The 20,152-nt window shown below is 77.5% G+C and carries 1 protein-coding gene; it reads left to right on the forward strand.

The window, feature by feature from the left end:
• Window positions 1–7 precede the first annotated feature (7 nt).
• Complete coding sequence (locus ACFXOZ_RS10830) at window positions 8–20,125, forward strand: non-ribosomal peptide synthase/polyketide synthase (protein ID WP_380589389.1); 20,118 nt, start codon at window positions 8–10, stop codon at window positions 20,123–20,125.
• The last annotated feature ends 27 nt before the right edge of the window (window positions 20,126–20,152 follow it).

The following is a 20,152-nucleotide window of genomic DNA, read 5'->3' on the forward strand; positions in this document are numbered from 1 at the left end:
GACGACCATGACGCCTTCGACGCCTTCGACACCCCCGGGGCCCGCCCGGCGGGACCGCGCGGCCGCCCTCCCCGCCGACCTGCGGGAAGCGCTCCGGCTCCGGCTGGCCGGGAAGTCCGCCGCCGCCCCGGCGGGCATCCCGCGCGCCGACCGCGACCGGCCGCTGCCGCCGTCCTCCGTCCAGCAGCGGCTCTGGTTCCTGGACCGGCTGCGGCCCGGCGACCCGCGCTACAACAGCGCGCTCGCCGTCCGGTTCACCGGGCCGCTGGACGCCACGGCGCTCCGCGGGGCGCTGGCCGCCGTGGTCGCCCGGCACGAGGCGCTGCGGACCGTCTTCGAGGAGGCCGACGGCCGCCCGGTGCCGACCGTACGGCCGGCCGGGCCGGTGCCGCTGCCGGTCCACGAGGTCGACGGCTCCGACCTCGACGCCCTGCTCCTCGCCGAGTACTCCCGCCCGTTCGACCTGCGGCACGGCCCGCTGCTGCGCGCCCTGCTGCTGCGCGAGTCCGCGCACTCCCACGTGCTCCAGCTGACCGCCCACCACATCGTCACCGACGGCTGGTCGATGGGCGTGGTCCTGGACGAACTGTGCACCGGCTACGCGGCGCTGGCCCGCGACGAGGCCCCGCAGCTGCCGCCCGTCGCCGTCCAGTACCCGGACTACGCGGCCTGGCAGCGCGAGCAGCAGACCGGGGCCCGGGCGGACAGACAGCTGGCCCACTGGAAGGAACGCCTGACCGGAGCGGTGCCCCCCGAACTGCCGCTGGACCACCCCCGGCGCGGCGAGGAGGCCGGCCCCGGCGCCGTCCACCCCTTCACCGTCCCCGCCGCGCTCACCGCCCGGCTGCGCGCGCTCGCCGCCGAGCGGCAGGGCACCCTGAACACCGCCCTGACGGCCGGCGTCCAAGCGCTGCTGGCCCGCTGGTCCGGGCAACCGGACGTCACCGTCGGCTCGCTGACGCCCGGGCGCACCCGCACCGAACTGGAGCGGGCCGTCGGCTGCTTCGTCAACACGGTCGTGCTGCGCACCAGGGTCGACCCGGCCGGCTCCTTCCGCGACCTGCTGACGGCCGCCACCGGGACCGGCAACGACGCCCTCGCGCACGGCGACACACCCTTCGAGCGGGTGGTCGAGGCGGTGGCCGCGCCCCGCGAGGCCGGCCGCAACCCGCTGTTCGACGTCCTGGTGCTGCTGCACCCCGCACCGCCCGCGGCCACCGCCCCGGCCGGTACCGCGATCACCCCGGTGGACGTGCCCCGGCAGGCCGCCACCTTCGACCTCAGCGTGGAGTTCGTCCCCGACGGCGAGGCGCTCACCGGCCTGCTGGAGTACCGCGCCGACCTCATCGACCCGGCCACCGCCCGCCGCACCGCCGACCAGCTGCTGCGCCTGCTGGCCGGCGCCGCCGCCGAACCGGACCGCCCGCTCGGCACCCTGCCGCTGCTCTCCCCGGCGCAGACCCGGCAGCTCCTCCACGACTGGAGCGGCACCGGGCTGCCCGTCGAACCCGCCACCCACCCCGACCTGCTGGCGCGCCGGGCGGCCCTGACGCCCGACGCCCCGGCCCTGGTCGCCGGGGGCGAGGCGCTCGGCTACGCGGAGCTCAACACCCGCGCCAACCGGCTCGCCCACCAGCTGATCGCCCGCGGCATCGGCCCCGAACAGCTGGTCGCGCTGCACCTGCCGCGCACCGCCGACATGATCACCGCGATCCTGGCCGTCTGGAAGACCGGCGCCGGCTACCTGCCGCTGGACCGCGCGCTGCCCGCCGAACGCGTCGCGTTCCTGCTCGCGGACGCCCGCCCGGCGCTCGTCCTGGACGAGGCGGCGCTGCGCGCGCTGCCCGCCGACGGCCCCGCCACCGACCCCGGCGACGCCGACCGCACCGCCCCGCTCGACCCCGCCAACACCGCCTACGTGCTGTACACCTCCGGCTCCACCGGCCGCCCCAAGGGCGTCGCCGTGCCGCACCGCGGGCTGGCCAACCTGCTCGCCGCCCACCGGGCCGGGTTCGTCGCCGAGGCCGGCGGCGGCCCGCTGCGGGTCGCGCTGACCGCCTCGTTCTCCTTCGACACCTCCCTGGAGGGCGTGCTGCTGCTGGCCGACGGCCACCCGCTGCACCTGGTCGACGAGACCACCCGGACCGACCCGGCCGCGCTGGTCGAGTACGTGGTCCGCCACCGCATCGACTTCCTCGACCTCACCCCCTCCTACCTGCGCCAACTGCTGCCCGCCGGGCTGCTCGACGACCCCCGGCACCGCCCCCGGGTGCTGATGCTCGGCGGCGAGGCGGTCGGGCCCCGGCTCTGGCGCGAACTCGCCGCCCACCCGGACGTCGCCGCGTACAACTACTACGGCCCCACCGAGTGCACCGTCGACGCGCTGGCCTGCCGGATCGCCGCCGAGGACCGCCCGCTGATCGGGCGTCCGCTGCCCAACCTGCGGGCGTACGTCCTGGACGACCGGCTCCGGCCGGTGCCGCCCGGGGTCGGCGGCCAGCTCCACCTGGCCGGCGAGCAGCTCGCCCGCGGCTACGCCGGCCGCCCCGGGCTGACCGCCGCCCGGTTCACCGCCGACCCGTACGGGCCGCCCGGCGCCCGGATGTACCGCACCGGCGACCTGGCCCGCTGGACGGCCGACGGACGGCTGGAGTACCTGGGGCGCGCCGACGACCAGGTCAAGGTGCGCGGCCACCGGATCGAGCCCGGCGAGGTCGAGGCGGCCCTGCTGGACCTGCCCGGGGTCGCCGCGGCCGCCGTCGCCGCCGTACCCGACGGGCACGGCCACACCCGGCTGGCCGCCTACCTGGTGTTCGCCGACGGCGCCGCCCGGACCGCCGCCGACCTGCGGGCGGCGCTGCGCCGCACCCTGCCCGACCACCTGGTGCCCTCCTCGTACACCGCCCTGGAGGCGCTGCCGCTCAGCACCAGCGGCAAGCTGGACCGCCGGGCCCTGCCCGCCCCCGAAGTCCACGTCACGGAACGGGAGTTCGTCGCCCCGCGGACCCCCGAGGAGCAGACCCTGGCGGCGATCTGGGCCGAGGTGCTCGGCCTGCCCCGGGTCGGCGCCACCGACAACTTCTTCGAACTCGGCGGCGACTCCATCCTGAGCATCCAGGCCGTCTCCCGGGCCCGCGCGGCCGGGCTGCTGATCGGCTCCCAGGACGTCTTCCGCCACCAGAGCGTCGCCGACCTGGCCGCCGCCTGCCTGGCCGCCGCCGCCCGCCCGGCCGCCGCCACCGCACCGGCGCAGCGCGGTCCGGACGGACCCGCCCCGCTCACCCCGGTGCAGGACTGGTTCCTCGCCGACCACGGCCCGCTGCGGCACTTCACCATGTCGCTGCTGCTCGACCTGCCGCACCGGATCGACCGCCCCGCCCTGGAGGCCGCCCTGCGGGCCCTGGTCACCGCCCACCCGGCGCTGCGCACCCGCTTCACCGACGGCCCCGGCGGCCGACGGCAACAGCCCGTGGACACCCCGCCGGACGCCGCCCTGCTGAGCACGGCCGACCCGGTCGGAGACCGGGCCGAGGCCGCCGACGCCGCCCGCGCCCGCCTCGACCCGGCCACCGGCGCCCTGCTGGGCGCCGTGCTGTTCCCTCCGGCCGACGACGGCGCCCGCCCCCAACTCCTGCTGACCGCCCACCACCTGGCCGTGGACAGCGTCTCCTGGCGGGTGCTGCTCGCCGACCTCGAACGGGCCTACCGGCAGGCCGAGTCCGGCGCCACGCCCGAGCTGGAGCCCGAGCCGGTCCCGTTCACCGACTGGGCCCACCGGCTCGCCGGACACGTCCGCGCGGGCGCCCTCGACCCGGCCCTCCCGTACTGGACGGACCAGGCCGGGCAGCCGGCCCACCCGCTGCCCGTCGACCACCCCGGCACCCCGACCGCCGGCTCCGTCCGCACCCTGCGCACCCGACTGGACGCCGCCACCACCGCGGCCCTGCTGCGCAGCGTCCCCGAGGTCTACCGCACCCAGGTCAACGACGTGCTGCTGAGCGCCCTCGGCCGGGCCCTCGCCGACTGGACCGGCCGGGCGGAGGTCACCGTCGCCCTGGAGGGCCACGGCCGCGAGGACCTCTTCGACGGCCTCGACCTCAGCCGTACGGTCGGCTGGTTCACCACCCGGTACCCCGTCACCCTCGCCCCCGCCGGGACGGCCGACGCCCCCGACTGGGGCGCCACCCTCAAGCGGGTCAAGGAGCGGCTGCGCTCCCTCCCGCACCGGGGCCTGAGCTTCGAGGCACTGGCCAGGCTGCGCCGGGACGACCCGGCGGCCCGCGCCCTCCGGGACGTCCCGCTGCCGCAGGTCTGCTTCAACTACCACGGCCAGTGGACCGCGCCCGCCGGCGGCGACTTCGCCCCGGCCGGCCCGGCGCCCGGCCGGGAGCTCGCCCCCGGCGAGCCGCTGGACCACCTGCTGGACGTCTCCGCCGTGGTCGCCGACGGCGAGCTGGAACTCACCTGGCACTACAGCGACCAGGTGCACGCGAGCGCCACCGTCCGCGCCCTCGCCGACGCCACCGCGGCCGCGCTGACCGCCGTCGTCGAGCACTGCGCCCGCCCCGGCGCGGGCGGCCGCACCCCCTCCGACTTCCCGCTCGCCGGGCTGGACCAGGCCGCCCTGGACCGGACCGTCGGCGACGGCCGGGACGTCGAGGACCTGCTGCCGCTCACCCCGCTCCAGGAGGGCATGCTCTTCCACCGCCTGGTCGGCGGCCCCGACGACGTCTACCTCGACCAGGCCGCCCTGCTGCTGGAGGGCGTCACCGACCCGCAGGCCTTCGCCCTGGCCTGGCAGCGGGTCACCGACCGCACGCCCGCCCTGCGCACCTCGGTGGTCTGGGAGGGCGTCCCCGCCCCGCTCCAGCTGGTGCGCCGCGGCGTCCGGCTGCCCGTCACGGTGCACGACCTGCGGGCCCTGGACCCGGCGCGGCGCGCCGAACGCCTGGAGCGGCTGCGCGCCGATGACCTCGCCCTGGGCCTGGACATCGCCACCGCCCCGCTGACCAGGCTCACCCTGGTCCGGCTGCCGGAGGCCCGGCTGCAGCTGCTCTGGACCTCCCACCACCTGATCCTGGACGGCTGGAGCCTCGCCCAGGTGCTCACCGAGGTGTTCGAGGAGTACGCCGCCGTCACCACCGGCACCGCCCCCGCCCCCGTGGTGCGCCGCCCCTTCGGCGACTACGTCCGCTGGCTGGCCGCCCAGGACGCCGCCGCCGCCCGGGCCCACTGGCGCGGCGTGCTGGCGGGCTTCGCCGGCGCCACCCCGCTGCCCGTCGACCGGGCCCGGCGCGAGGCCCACCGGGCCCGCTCGGCGCAGAGCCACCGCGCGGGCCTGTCCGAGGAGGTCTCCGGACGGCTCGCCGACACGGCCCGCCGGGCCGGGCTCACCCTCGGCACCGTGGTGCAGGGCGCCTGGGCGCTGCTGCTGGCCCGGTACGCCGGTGAGCCGGAGGTGCTGTTCGGCACCACGGTCTCCGGCCGCCCCGAGGACCTGCCCGGCGTGGAGTCGATGATCGGCCTGTTCATCAACACCCTGCCCACCCGGGTCCGGGTGGAGAGCGGGCGCACCGCCGCCGACTGGCTGCGCGCCCTCCAGGAGGCCCAGGCCGAGGCCCGGCGGCACGCCGCCGTCTCGCTCGCCGAACTCACCGGGTACAGCGACCTGCCCCCCGGCGGCGCGCTGTTCGACAGCATCGTCGCCTTCGAGAACTACCCCTTCGACGACGCCCGCGCGGCCGGCGCCGGGGTGCGGCTGGCCGAGGTCTCCTCCCGGGACGCCACCAACTTCCCGCTGGTGCTGCGCGCCCACCAGGGGGAGCGGCTCGGCCTCGACCTCGGGTACGACCCGGAGCTGTTCGACGCCGACACCGTCCGCGCGCTCGCCGGGCGGCTCTGCCTGCTGCTCGCCGGGCTGGCCGACGGCCTGGACCGGCCGCTGCGCGAACTCGCCTGGACCACGCCCGAGGAGCGCCGCCGGGCGACCGGGCCGGTCACCCTCCCGGCCCGGCCCCGGAACACCCTGGTGGACCTCTTCGAGGCCCAGGCCGCCCGCACCCCGCACGCCCGGGCCGTCAGCCACGGCACCGAGCACCTCGACTACGCCGAACTGGACGCCCGGGCCTCCCGGTTGGCCCACCGGCTGGCCGAACTCGGCGCCGGGCCCGAGCGGTTCGTCGCCCTGGCGCTGCCCCGGACGGCCGACCTGGTGGTGGCCGTGCTCGCCGTGCTCAAGGCCGGTGCGGCCTACCTGCCGCTCGACCCGGACCTGCCCGCCGAACGCCGGGCCGAACTGCTCGGCGACGCCGCCCCGGTGGCCCTGGTGACGCTCGACCGCACCGACGCGGACGTCCCCGTCCTGGCACTGGCCGACCCGGCCGTGCGCGCCGACCTGGAGCGCCGCCCGGCCGCCCCGCTCGGCCCCCGCCACCGCCCGCTGCCCGACAACCCCGCCTACGCCATCTACACCTCCGGCTCCACCGGCCGCCCCAAGGGCGTCGTGGTGCCGCACGCCAACGTGGTCCGGCTGTTCGACCACACCCGGGAACTCCTCGGCTTCGGCCCGCAGGACGTCTGGACGCTGTTCCACTCCTACACCTTCGACTTCTCGGTCTGGGAGCTCTGGGGCCCGCTGCTGCACGGCGGCCGACTGGTCGTGGTGCCCGCCGACACCGCCCGCGACCCGGAGGCGTTCCTGCGGCTGCTCGCCGACGAGGGCGTCACCGTGCTCAACCAGACCCCGTCCGCGTTCCTGCCGCTGGTCCGCGCCGACGCCGAACACCCCGAACTCTCCCGGCGGTCGGCGCTGCGCACGGTCGTCTTCGGCGGCGAGGCGCTGGACGTCACCCGGCTCGCCGACTGGTACGCCCGCCACCCCCAGGACGCCCCGCGCCTGGTCAACATGTACGGCATCACCGAGACCACCGTGCACGTCACCCACGCCCCGCTAAACGCCGCCACCGCCGCCGCGGGCGGCCCGGCCCCGCTCGGCGACGGCCTGGCCGACCTGCGGCTGTACCTGTTGGACGCCGACCTCGCAGCCGTCCCCCCGGGCGCGGTCGGCGAGCTGTACGTGGCGGGGGAGGGGCTGGCCCGCGGCTACCTCGACCGGCCCGGGCTGACCGCCACCCGCTTCCTCGCCGACCCCTTCGGCGCCCCCGGCACCCGGATGTACCGCACCGGCGACCGGGCCCGCCGCTCGGCCGACGGCAGCACCCTGCACTACCTGGGCCGGTCCGACCAGCAGGTCAAGATCCGCGGCTTCCGGATCGAGCCCGGCGAGGTCGAGGCCGCCCTGCTCACCCACCCCGGCGTCGGCCAGGCCGCCGTGGGGGTGCACCAGGACGCCGCCGGCACCCGCCGGCTGGTCGCCCACGTCGTCGCCGGGGAGGGCGCGACCGAGCCGCCGTCCGCCGCCGACCTGCGCGCCCACCTGGAGCGGCTGCTGCCCGCCTACCTGGTGCCCGCCGGCTACGTCCCGATGGCGGCGCTGCCGCTCACCCCCAACGGCAAGCTCGACCGGCGCGCGCTGCCCGCCCCCGGCCCGGACGGCTACCCGGGCACGGCCGGCCGGGACCGCACCGCACCGCGCACCCCGGCCGAGCAGCTGGTGGCGCGGGCCTGGGCGGCCGTGCTGGACACCGGCGAGGTCGCCGCCGAGGACGACTTCTTCGCGCTCGGCGGCGACTCCATCCTCGCCGTCCGGGCCACCGCCCGGCTGCGCGAGGCCTTCGGGCGGGCGGACCTGTCCCCCCGGGTGCTGTTCGACCACCCGGTGCTGGCCCGGCTCGCCGAGGCCCTCAGCGCCGGGGGAGGGCAGCCCGCCGGATCCCGCCCCGCCGACGGCCCCGTCATCCCGGCCGTCATCCCGGTCCTCGCGGACGCCGACGCCGCCGAACCGCCGCTGTCGTACGCCCAGCAGCGGCTCTGGTTCCTCGACCGCTTCCAGCCGGGCGGCACCGACTGGACCACGCTGTCCGTGCTGCGGCTGCGCGGCACGCTCGACCGGGGCGCGCTGGGCGCGGCCCTGGACGCCCTGGTCGCCCGGCACCCGGCGCTGCGCACCACCTTCGCCGAACGGGACGGCGTGGCCCGGCAGGTGGTCCACCCGCCGTACCCCGTCGAGCTGCCCTGCGAGGACCTCGACCCGGCCGCCCTGGACGCGCTGCTGGAGCGGATCGCCGCGACCCCCTTCGACCTGGCCGCCGGCCCGCTGCTGCGCGCCCGGCTGGCCCGGACGGCGGCGGAGGAGCACGTGCTGGTCCTGGCGGTGCACCACATCGTCACCGACGGCTGGTCGATCGGCGTGCTCGGCCGCGACCTCGCCGAGCTGTACGCCGCCGCGCTCACCGGCCGCCGCCCCGAACTGCCCGAACTGCCCGTCCGCTACGCCGACTTCGCCGCCTGGCAACGCGGCCGCGGCGACCGGGCCGAGGCGGAGCTCGACCACTGGCGGGAGACCCTGGCCGGGCTGCCGCCGCTGGAGCTGCCCACCGACCGTCCGCGTCCGGCCGTCCGCGGCACCGAGGGCGCGCTGGTCAGCTTCACCCTGCCCGCCGAGCTGACCGGGCGGCTGCGCGAGCGCGGCCGGGAGGCCGACGGCACCCTGTACACCGTGCTGCTGGCGGCCTGCCAGGTGCTGCTGGCCCGCTGGTCCGGTCAGCGGGACTTCGCCGTCGGCACCGTCACCTCCGGCCGCGAGCACGGCGAACTCCACGACGTGGTCGGCATGTTCGTCAACACCCTGGTGCTGCGCGGCAGCGTCCGCCCGGAGGAGCCGTTCCGGGCGCTGCTGGCCCGCGCCCGGGGCACCCTGCTCGACGCCCTGGCCCACCAGGAGGTGCCCTTCGAACGACTGGTGGACGCCCTCCAGCCGGAGCGGGACACCAGCCGCACCCCGCTGTTCCAGGTCATGGTGGCCCTGCACAACCTCGGCGCCGAGGCGCCCCGGCTGCCCGGGCTGACGGCGGAGCCGCTGACCCCGCCGGTGCGCACCGCCGGCTTCGACCTCTCCTTCGACTTCGTCGAACGCGACGGCGGCCTCACCGGCCACCTGGAGTACAGCACCGGGCTGTTCGACGCCCGCACCGCCGAACTGCTGGCCGAGCGGCTGACCGTGCTGCTGACGGCCGTCGCCGACGGCCCGGACACCCCCGTCGGCGACCTGCCGCTGATGACCGCCCAGGAGCGCGAGCGCACCCTGCGGCAGGGGCGCGGCGAACCGCTGCCGCAGGCACCCGACACCACCTTCACCGCCCTGTTCGAGGCCCAGGCCGCCCGCACCCCGCACGCCACCGCCCTGGTCGCCCGGGACACCACCCTCGACTACGCCGCGCTCAACGCCCGGGCCAACCGGCTGGCCCGCCACCTGGTCGCCCTCGGGGCCGGCCCCGAACAGCTGGTCGCGGTCCGGCTGCCCCGCACCTCCGCGCTGGTGGTCGCCCTGTTCGCGGTGCTCAAGACCGGCGCCGCGGTGCTCTTCGTCGACCCGGAGCTGCCCGAGGAACGTGCCGCCCTGCTGCTCGACGACGCCCGGCCACGGGCCGTGCTGACCGAACGGACCCTGCGCGACACGGCCTGGCAGGCCCTGCCCGACCACGACCTGACCGACGCCGACCGGACGTCGCCGCTGCACCCGGCGGGCACGGCGTACGTGGTCTTCACCTCCGGCTCCACCGGCCGCCCCAAGGGCGTCGCCGTCGAACACCGCCAACTGGTCAACCTCTGCCGGGACCACCGGCTCGGCCTGGTCGACCCGCACACCGCCGACGGCGAGCGGCTGCGGGTCGCACTCAGCGCCTCCTTCTCCTTCGACACCAGCTGGGAGGGCCCGCTGCTGCTCGCCCTCGGCCAGGAGATCCACCTGATCGACGAGGACGTCCGGCTGGACCCGCAGGCCTTCTGCGCGCTGGTCGCCGACCGCCGCCTCGACCTGGTCAACGTCACCCCGTCCTTCCTGCGCGAACTCACCGCCGCCGGGCTGCTCGCCCCCGGCCGCCACCACCCCCGGCTGCTGCTGGTCGGCGGCGAGGCCGTCCCCGCCACCACCTGGCGGCAACTCGCCGCCGCCCGCGCCGACTTCGGCGTCACCGCCTACAACGTGTACGGGCCCACCGAGTGCACCGTCGACGCCACCTGGGCCCGCTGCGCCGACCACCCCGAGCACCCCGTCATCGGCCGCCCCGGCCGGGGCCTGAGCGCCCACGTACTGGACGGCGCCCTGCGCCCGGTGCCGCCCGGCATGCCGGGGGAGCTCTACCTGGCCGGCGCCCAGGTCGCCCGCGGCTACCTGAACCGGCCGGGCCTGACCGCCGCCCGCTTCCTCGCCGACCCGTACGGCCCGCCCGGCTCCCGGATGTACCGCACCGGCGACCTGGCCCGCCGCAATGCCCGCGGCCAGCTGGAGTTCCTCGGCCGGGCCGACGAACAGGTCAAGATCCGCGGCTTCCGGATCGAACCCGGCGAGGTGGAGGCCGCCCTGCTGGCCCACCCGGACCTCGCCGACTGCGCGGTCGCCGCCCGCGAGCACGCCGGACGCACCGTGCTGGTCGGCTACCCGGTCCCGGCCGCCGACCGGGTGCCACCCGCCGACGAGCTGCGGACCTGGCTGCGCCGCACCCTGCCCGACCACCTGGTGCCCGCCGCCTTCGTCCCGCTGGCCCGGATCCCGCGCACCGTCAGCGGCAAGACCGACCGCCGCGCCCTGCCCGCACCGCCCGCCCAGCCCGACCGCTCCACCCCGTACGTCGCCCCGGCGCCCGGCACCGAGCAGCGGCTCGCCGAGATCTGGGCCCGGGTGCTCGGCGTCGAACGGGTCGGCGCCCGGGACAACTTCTTCGCGCTCGGCGGCGACTCCATCCTGAGCATCCAGATCGTCTCCCGCGCCAGGTCCGCCGGGCTGGCGCTGACCACCAAGGACGTCTTCCGGCACCAGAGCGTGGCCGAACTCGCCCTGATCACCGAAGAGGTGATTGAACGTCAGGAGACCGAGCCGGAGCCCGCCGAGGCGCCGCTCACCCCGATCCAGCGCTGGTACCTGGACGCCCGCCGCCCCGGCGAGCCGCTGCGCTTCACCATGACCCAGCGCCTGGAACTCGCCCCCGGTACCGACCCGACGGCCCTGCGCGAAGCCGTCCACGCCCTGGTCCGGCACCACCCGGCGCTGCGCACCCGCTTCCGCCCCGGCCCGGACGGCTGGCGCCAGGAGGTGGCCGAGCAGCCGCCCGGCGGCCTGTTCGCCCACCACCCGGCCGCCGGCCTCGACCCCGCCGCCCTGGAGGCCGAGGTCCAGCAGGCCACCGACGCCGCCCAGCGCTCGCTCGACCCGGTCGAGGGCCGCACCGTGCGCGCCCTGTTCTTCGACCGCGGCGAGCGGCAGCCCGGCCAACTCGTCCTCACCGTCCACCACCTGGCCGTCGACGGGGTCTCCTGGCGGATCCTGCTCGCCGACCTCGAAACCGCCCACCACGCCGCCCGCACCGGCGCCCCGGTCGAGCTCCCGCCGGAGGGCACCACCCACGGCCGGTGGGCCGCCCGGCTGGAGCGGCACACCCGCGCGGGCGCCCTGGACGCCCACACCGCGTACTGGACCCGCACCGGCGCCGCCCCGGCCGGGCTCCCCGCCGGCCGTCCCGGCGCCAACACCCACGCCGGCGCCGCCACCCTCGCCGTGACCCTGGACCGGGCCACCACCGCGGCCCTGCTGCGCGAGGCGCCCGCCGCCTACCGCACCCAGGTCAACGACGTGCTGCTCAGCGCCCTGGGCCGCACCCTGGCCCGCTGGTGCGGCCGGGACGAGGTGCTGATCGGCGTCGAGGGGCACGGCCGCGAGGACCTCTTCGACGACCTCGACCTCTCCCGCACGGTCGGCTGGTTCACCGCCGAGTTCCCGCTCGCCCTGCGCGTCGACCCGGCCGCCGACTGGCACCACACCCTGCGGGCCGTCAAGGAGCAGCTGCGGGCCGTCCCGCTGCGCGGCCTCAGCCACGGCGCGCTGCGCCACCTCCACCCGGACGGCCCGCTGACCGGCGGCGCCGCCCCGCAGGTCGGCTTCAACTACCACGGCCGGTTCGACCCCGGCAGCGTCGGATCCGGTGACGGCCCCGGCACCGGCGGCCTGGTCCGAGGCCAGCTGCCCCCGGCCGGGCGCGACACCGACCCGGACGAACCGCGCCCCTACCTGCTGGAGGTCACCGGAGCGGTCCAGGACGGCCGCCTCGAACTGGCCTGGACCTACCCCGCGGAGATCTACGGCGAGGCCACCGTCCGGGGCCTCGCCGAGGAGATGCGCACCGCCCTGCGCGAACTGGCCGAGCACTGCGCCCGGCCCGGCGCCGGCGGGCGCACCCCGTCCGACTTCCCGCTGGCCGGCCTGGACCAGGAGCAGTTGGACCGGCTGGTCGGCGACGGCCGCGCGGTCGAGGACGTGCTGCCGCTGACCCCGCTGCAGTCCGGCATGCTCTTCCACGGCCTGGTCGACAGCGCCGGCACCGGCGGCACCGATGCCACCGGCGGCACCGAAGCCACCGACGAGGCCGACGGCACCGGCGACGCCTACGTCGACCGGATCGCGGTGCGCCTCGCCGGGATCGCCGACCCGCGGGCCTTCGCCGCCGCCTGGCAGCAGGTCGCCGACCGCACCCCGGCGCTGCGCTCCGCCGTGCACTGGCGCGGGCTGCCGCACCCCGTCCAACTGGTCGCCCGGCACGCCGCGCTGCCCGTACGGCACCTCGACCTCGGCATCGACCCGGCCGACCCCGGACAGCTGGCCGCGGTGACCGAACGGCTGCTGGCCGAGGAGCGGGCCACCCCGATGGAGCTGACCACCGCGCCGCTCACCCGGCTCACCCTGGCCGCCCTGCCCGGCGACGAGCTGCTGCTGCTGTGGTCCACCCACCACCTGGTCCTGGACGGCTGGAGCACCGGCCAGCTGCTCACCGAGGTCTGCGAGGAGTACGCCGCGCTCACCGGCGGCCCCCAGGCCCCGCGCCCGGTCCGCCGCCCCTTCGCGGACTTCCTGGGCTGGCTGGCCGAACGCGACCGGCCCGCCGCCGAGGCGCACTGGAGCGCCGCCCTGGAGGGCTTCACCGCCCGCACCCCGCTCCCGTACGACCGCCGCCCGGCGCAGGCCCACCGGGCCCGCTCCACCGCCGCCGTCCACCGCGAGCTGGACGAGGCGCTCACCCGGCGGCTGCGCGAACGGGCCGCCGCCGCCGGACTGACCGTCAATACCGTGCTGGAGGGCGCCTGGGGCCTGCTGCTGGCCCGGCACGGCGGCGGCGAGGACGTCGTCTTCGGCACCACCGTGTCCGGACGCCCCGCCGAACTGCCCGGCGTGGAGGCGATGATCGGCCTGTTCATCAACACCGTCCCCACCCGGGTCCGGCTCGCCCCCGGCGGCGTGCTGCCCTGGCTGCGGGAGCTCCAGGCGCGCCAGAGCGAGGCCCGCGCCCACGACCACCTGTCCCTGACCCGGATCCGGGCACTCGGCGAACTGCCCGCCGGGGAGCCGCTGTTCGACAGCATGCTGGTCTTCGAGAACTACCCCGTGGACGAGTCCGCCGAAGCCCGCACCGGGGTCCGGGTGGTCGAGGTGCGCGCCGACGACGCCACCACCTTCCCCTGGTGCCTGCGCGCCCACCTGGGCCAGCGCCTCGGCCTCGACCTCGGGTACGACCCCGCGCTGTTCGACCACCGGACCGCCGAGGACGCCGCCGACCGGCTCGCCCTGCTGCTCACCGCCCTCACCGAGGCCCTCACCGACGGCCGCGACCTCGACACGCTGGAGCCGCTCACCCCGGCCGACCGCGCCCTGCTGGCCGACTGGCAGGCCACCGCCCGCCCGGCCGTACCCCGCAGCCCGCTGACCGTCCTCGCCGGGCACGTCCGGCGCACCCCCGACGCCCCCGCCGTGCGCGAGGGCGAACACCGGCTGACCTACCGGCAGCTCGACGAGTGGTCCGACCGGCTCGCCGGCCGGCTGCTCACCGAGGGGCTGGCCCCCGAGGAGCGGGTCGCGCTGGAGCTGGAGCGCTCGACCGCCCTGGTCGTCGCCCAACTCGCCGTCCTCAAGGCGGGCGGCGCCTACCTGCCCGTCGACCTCCGCGCCCCCGAGGAGCGCCGCCGCACCCTGCTCGCCCGGGCCGGTGCCACCCGGCGGCTCACCGCCGACCTGGTCGCCGCCGCCCGCACCGACGCCGCCCGCACCGAGGCCACCGGCACGGCCCTGCCGCCCGCCGACCCCGACCGGCTGGCCTACGTGATGTACACCTCCGGCTCCACCGGCCAGCCCAAGGCCGTCGCCGTCCGGCACCGCGACGTGGCCTCGCTCGGCACCGACGGCCGCTTCGCCGACGGCCGCTGCGCCCGGGTCCTGCTGCACTCCCCGGTGGCCTTCGACGCCGCCACCTTCGAGGTCTGGGCCCCGCTGCTGACCGGCGGCTGCGTGCTCGTCGCCCCCGCCGGGCCGGTGGACGCCGCGCTGCTGCGCCGCCTCGCCGGACCGCAGGGCCCGACCGCGCTGTGGCTCACCGCCGGACTGTTCCGGCTGCTCGCCCAGGACGCCCCGGACTGCTTCGCCGGCCTGCGCACGCTGTGGACCGGCGGCGACGTGGTGCCCGCCGCGGCCGTGCGCCGGGTGCTCGCCGCCTGCCCCGGGCTGACCGTGGTGGACGGCTACGGCCCCACCGAGACCACCACCTTCGCCACCGCCCACGAACTCGCCGACCCCGCCGCCGTACCCGACACCCTGCCGATCGGCCGCCCGCTGGACGACCGGCGCCTGCACGTCCTGGACGGCCGGCTGCGGCCCGTCCCGCCCGGCTGCGCGGGCGAGCTGTACCTCGCCGGTGAGGGCGTGGCCCGCGGCTACCTCGGCCGCCCCGGCGCGACCGCCGCCCGCTTCCTCGCCGACCCGTACGGCCCGCCCGGCACCCGGATGTACCGCACCGGGGACGTGGCCCGGCGCCGCCCCGACGGCACCGTCGAGTTCCTCGGCCGGGCCGACGACCAGGTCAAGATCCGCGGCTTCCGGGTCGAGCCCGCCGAGGTGGAGGCCGCCCTCGCCGCCCACCCCGGGGTGACCGACGTCGCCGTGGTCGCCCGCACCGACCGGCCCGGCGCCCGCCGGCTGGTCGCCTACACCGTCGGCACCGCCGACCCCGAGAGCCTGCGGGACCTCGCCGCCCGCACCCTGCCCGACTACCTGGTGCCCGCCGCCTTCGTCCCGCTCGCCGCCCTCCCGCTCAGCCGCAACGGCAAGGTCGACCGCGCCGCGCTCCCCGCACCGGAGCAGCGGCACACCGCCGGAGCCGCCGACCGGACCGAGCCGCGCACCGAGCCGCGCACCGAGGCCGAACGCCGCACCGCCGAGGTCTTCGGCGAGGTGCTGGGCATCCACCCGCCCGGGGTGACGGAGGGCTTCTTCGCGCTCGGCGGCGACTCCATCCTCAGCATCCGGCTCGCCGGCCGCCTCGCCGAGGCCTTCGGCACCGAACTGACGCCCCGAGCGGTGTTCGACCACCCGACCCCGGCCGGTCTCGCCGCACTGCTCACCGGGCGGTCCGGCCCGGGCCGACCGCCCGCCGTCCCCGCCGCCCCCGTGGCGCCCCTGGTCCCGGTCGCCCGGGACGGCGCGGCGCCGATGTCCTACGCCCAGCAACGCCTCTGGTTCCTGGAGGAGTTCGCACCCGGCGGCGCCGAGTACGTGACCGCCCTCGCCCTGCGGCTGCGCGGCCCGCTGGAGGGCGACGCCCTCGGCGCGGCGCTGACCGCCCTGGCCGCCCGGCACGAGTCGCTGCGCACCACCTTCGACGGCGTCGACGGCCACGGCGTCCAACTCGTCCACCCGCCGCAGCCGGTGCCGCTGCCCCGCCGCGACCTCGCCCAACTGCCCTCCGGGGAAAGGGAGGAGGCCCTGCGCGCCCTGCTCGCCGCCGAACGCGCCCGCCCCTTCGACCTGCGCCGGGGCCCGCTGCTGCGCCCCGCGCTGGTCCGGCTCGCCGCCGACGACCACGTACTCGCCCTGACCCTGCACCACATCGTCACCGACGGCTGGTCCAACGCCGTCCTGCTCACCGACCTGGCCCACCTCTACCGCGCCGCCCTCGACCCGGCCCACCCGCCGCTCGCCCCGCTGCCGGTGCAGTACGCCGACCACGCCCACTGGCAGCGCGCCAACGACGCCACCGACCAGCTCGCCTACTGGAAGGGCCAGTTGGCCGACCTGGACCCCGTCCGGCTGCCGCTCGACCGGCCCCGGCCGACGGTCCGCACCAGCTCCGGGAGCAGCGTCCGGATCGACCTGCCCGCCGACACCGCCCGCGGGCTCGCCCGGGTCGCCCGCGGCGGCGACACCACCCTGTTCACCACCCTGGTCGCCGCCGCCCAGGCCTACCTGGCCCGGCTCGGCGGCGACCGGGACATCGCCGTCGGCACCGTCACCGCCGGCCGCGAGCACCCCGGCACCCAGCGGCTGATCGGCTTCTTCGTCAACACCCTGGTGCTGCGCTCCCGGATCGAACCCCGGCAGCCCTTCACCGCCTTCCTCGCCGAGGTCCGGCAGACCGTCCGGGACGCCTTCGCCCACCAGGACGTGCCCTTCGAGCGGGTCGTCGACGAGGTGCAGCCGGTGCGCGACACCAGCCGCAGCCCGCTCTTCCAGGTGCTGGTCGTGCTGCAGAACACCCCCGCGGCCGAACTCGACCTGCCGGGCCTGGCGGTGACCGACGTCGAGACCGACGCCACCGGCACGGCCTTCGACCTGGTGCTGGAGTTCGCCCACGCCGACGACGGTGCGCTTCACGGCCAACTCACCTACAACACCGACCTGTTCGAGCCCGCCACCGCCGAGCGGATGGCCGAGCAGCTGGCCACCCTGCTGACCGCCGTCACCGCCGACCCGCAGTGCGCCCTCGGCTCCCTGCCGCTGGCCGGCCCCGACCGGCTCGCCGCCGAACTCGCCCTGGCCACCGGCGACTTCCCCCCGGTGTCGGAGGCCACCCTGCCCCAGCTGTTCGAACGGCAGGCGGCCCGCACCCCCGACGCCCCCGCCCTGCTCGACGGCGACCGGGTGATCGGCTACGCCGAACTCGACCGGGCGGCCAACCGCCTGGCCCGGCAGCTGATCCGCGACGGCGTCGGTCCGGAACGGCTGGTCGCCCTCGCCCTGCCCCGCTCGGCGGCCGCCGTGGTCGCCCAACTCGCCGTCGCCAAGGCCGGCGGCGCCTACCTCCCGGTCGACCCCGCCTACCCGGCCGCCCGGCGGGAGTTCATGGTCCGCGACGCGGGCGCCACCGTCCTGATCGACGACCCCGCCCGGGTGTGGGCCGCCGACGGCCCCGACACCGCCCCCACCGACGCCGACCGCACCGCCCCCCTCACCCCCGGCCACCCGGCGTACGTCGTCTACACCTCCGGCTCCACCGGCACCCCCAAGGGCGTCGTGGTCACCCACGCCGGACTCGCCTCCTTCGCGGCCGCAGCCGCCCGCCAGTACGCCGTCGGCCCCGGCGACCGGGTGCTCCAGTTCGCCTCGCCCAGCTTCGACGCCTCCGTCCTGGAACTGTGCATCTCCCTGCTCAGCGGCGCCGCCCTGGTCACCGGCGAGGAGGGCCCGCTGGTCGGCGAACGCCTCGCCAAGGCCCTGGCCGGACGCCGGATCAGCCACGCCCTGATCCCCCCGGCGGCCCTGGCCACCCTCGAACCCGGCACCGCCGGCGCGCTGCCCGAGCTGCGCACCCTGGTGGTCGGCGCCGAGGCCTGCCCCGCCGACCTGGTCGACACCTGGGCCCCCGGCCGCCGCATGGTCAACTCCTACGGCCCCACCGAGGCCACCGTGGTCGCCACCTGGACCGGCCCGCTCACCCCCGGCACCGGCACCGCCCCCGCCATCGGCCACCCCAGCGGCGCCACCCGCGCCTACCTGCTCGACGCCGCCCTGCGCCCCGTCCCGCCCGGCGTGACCGGCGAACTCCACCTGGCCGGCCCCGGCCTGGCCCGCGGCTACCTCGGCCGCCCCGGCCTGACCGCCCGGCGCTTCCTGCCCGACCCGTACGGCGCCCCCGGCGAGCGGATGTACCGCACCGGGGACCTCGCCCGCCGCGACGCCGACGGCCAACTCCGCTACTGCGGCCGCGCCGACGACCAGATCAAGCTGCGCGGCTTCCGGATCGAACCGGGCGAGATCGAGAGCGCACTGCGCCGCAGCCCGCTGGTGCGCGACGCCGTCGTCACCGTCCGCACCGACGCCCCCGGCGGCGGCCGGCTGGTCGCGTACGTGGTGCCCGCCGACCCCTGCGGGGAAGCCGACCCGGCCGGCACCGCCCTCGAACTGCGAGCCCAGCTCGCCGAGTCGCTGCCCCCGCACCTCGTCCCCGCCGTGTTCGTCCCGCTGGAGCGGCTGCCGCTCACCCCCAACGGCAAGACCGACCGCCGGGCCCTGCCCGACCCCGGACCGGTGCGGGCCGCGGCCGGCCCGCACCGCCCCCCGCAGAACGACACCGAACGCCGGATCGCCCGGATCTGGGCCGACGTCCTCGGCGTCGAACGGGTCGGCGCCGACGACAACTTCTTCCTGCTCGGCGGCGACTCCATCCTCAGCATGCAGGTGGTCTCCCGACTGCGCCGGGACGGCCTGCACCTGGCCACCCGCGACCTCTTCACCCACCAGACCGTCGCCGAACTCGCCACCGTGGTGCGCGACGCCCCCGACCGCGCCGACGACGGACCGGTCACCGGCGCCGTGCCGCTCACCCCGATCCAGGCGTGGTTCCTCACCACCCCGCGCGCCGCCCACCACCACTTCAACCAGTCCGCGCTGCTCGAACTCGGCCCCGACCCCGACCACCCCGCCCTGCGCGCGGCCCTGGACACCGCCCTGAACGCCCTGCTGGAGCACCACGACGCGCTGCGGATGCGCTTCACCCACGACGCCTCCGGCTGGCACCAGTTCAACCCGCCGCCCGCCCGCACCGAGGACCTCCTGGTCCACCACGACCTGACCGGCCAGTCGCCCGAGTCCGCCGACGCCGCCCTCGCCAAGGCCGCCGACGAGCTGCACGGCGGCTTCGACCTGGCCCGCGGCCCGCTGCTGCGCGCCGCCCTGTTCACCTTCACCGGCGAACCGGACCGTCCGCCGCTGCTCCTGCTGGTCGCCCACCACCTGGTGATCGACGCCGTCTCCTGGCGGGTGCTGCGCGACGACCTGGAGAGCGCCTACCACCAGGCCCGGGCGGGCGGCCCGATCGACCTGGGGGAGCGCGGCACCTCCTTCCGGGACTGGGCCCGGCGGCTCGCCGCCCACGTCGCCGAGGGCGGCCTCGACCACGAACTGCCCTACTGGGAGCAGGCGGTGACGGGCCGAGCCGAACCGCCCGCGCGCCCCGCCGACGCCCCCGGCTCCAGCACCGGCACAGCCGCCGGGACCGGCGCCGTCACGGTGGAACTCGACGAGGCGGACACCGAGGCCCTGCTGCGCGCCGCCCCCGCCGCCTACCGCACCCGGGTCAACGACGTGCTGCTCGCCGCCCTCGCGCTCGCCCTGGCCCGCTGGACCGGACAGCCGCGGATCCGCCTCGACCTGGAGGGCCACGGCCGGGAGGACCTGCTCGACGGCGTCGACCTGTCCCGTACGGTCGGCTGGTTCACCACCGTCCACCCGGTCGGCCTCGACGTCCCCGCGCCCGAACAGCTCGGCCCCGACCGCGACTGGCGCGCCCTGGTCAAGGCCGTCCGCCGGCAACTGCGCGCCGTGCCCGGCAACGGGCTCGGCTTCGGCGCCCTGCGCGCCTTCGGCCCGCCCGAGGTCCGCGAACGCCTCGCCGCCGCCGCCCACGGCCAGGTGGTCTTCAACTACCTCGGCCAGTGGGACGCCCGCCCCGAGGCCGCGGGCGGGGGCCTGGTCCGCGCCGAACTCGGCTCCTGCGGCCAGGACCACGACCCCCGCGACCCCGGCTCCCACCCGCTGGAGGTGGTCGGCGCCGCCCAGCGGGGCCGGCTCGCCTTCACCTGGCACCACCGCCCCGCCGTCCACGACCCGGCCGAAGTGCGCCGGGCCGCCGAGGAGTTCGCCGAGGCGCTGCGCCACATCGCCCGGCACGCCCGGAACGGCCGGCCGGGCCGCTGACCGGCACCACCCCACGAGAACGAGAAG

The organism is Kitasatospora sp. NPDC059160, from assembly GCF_042755465.1.
Taxonomy (GTDB): domain Bacteria; phylum Actinomycetota; class Actinomycetes; order Streptomycetales; family Streptomycetaceae; genus Kitasatospora.

What these genes read in the sequence shown, in the direction of transcription:
- ACFXOZ_RS10830 (WP_380589389.1), top strand. Translation starts at nt 8, where the DNA reads ATGACGCCTTCGACGCCTTCGACACCCCCGGGGCCCGCCCGGCGGGAC.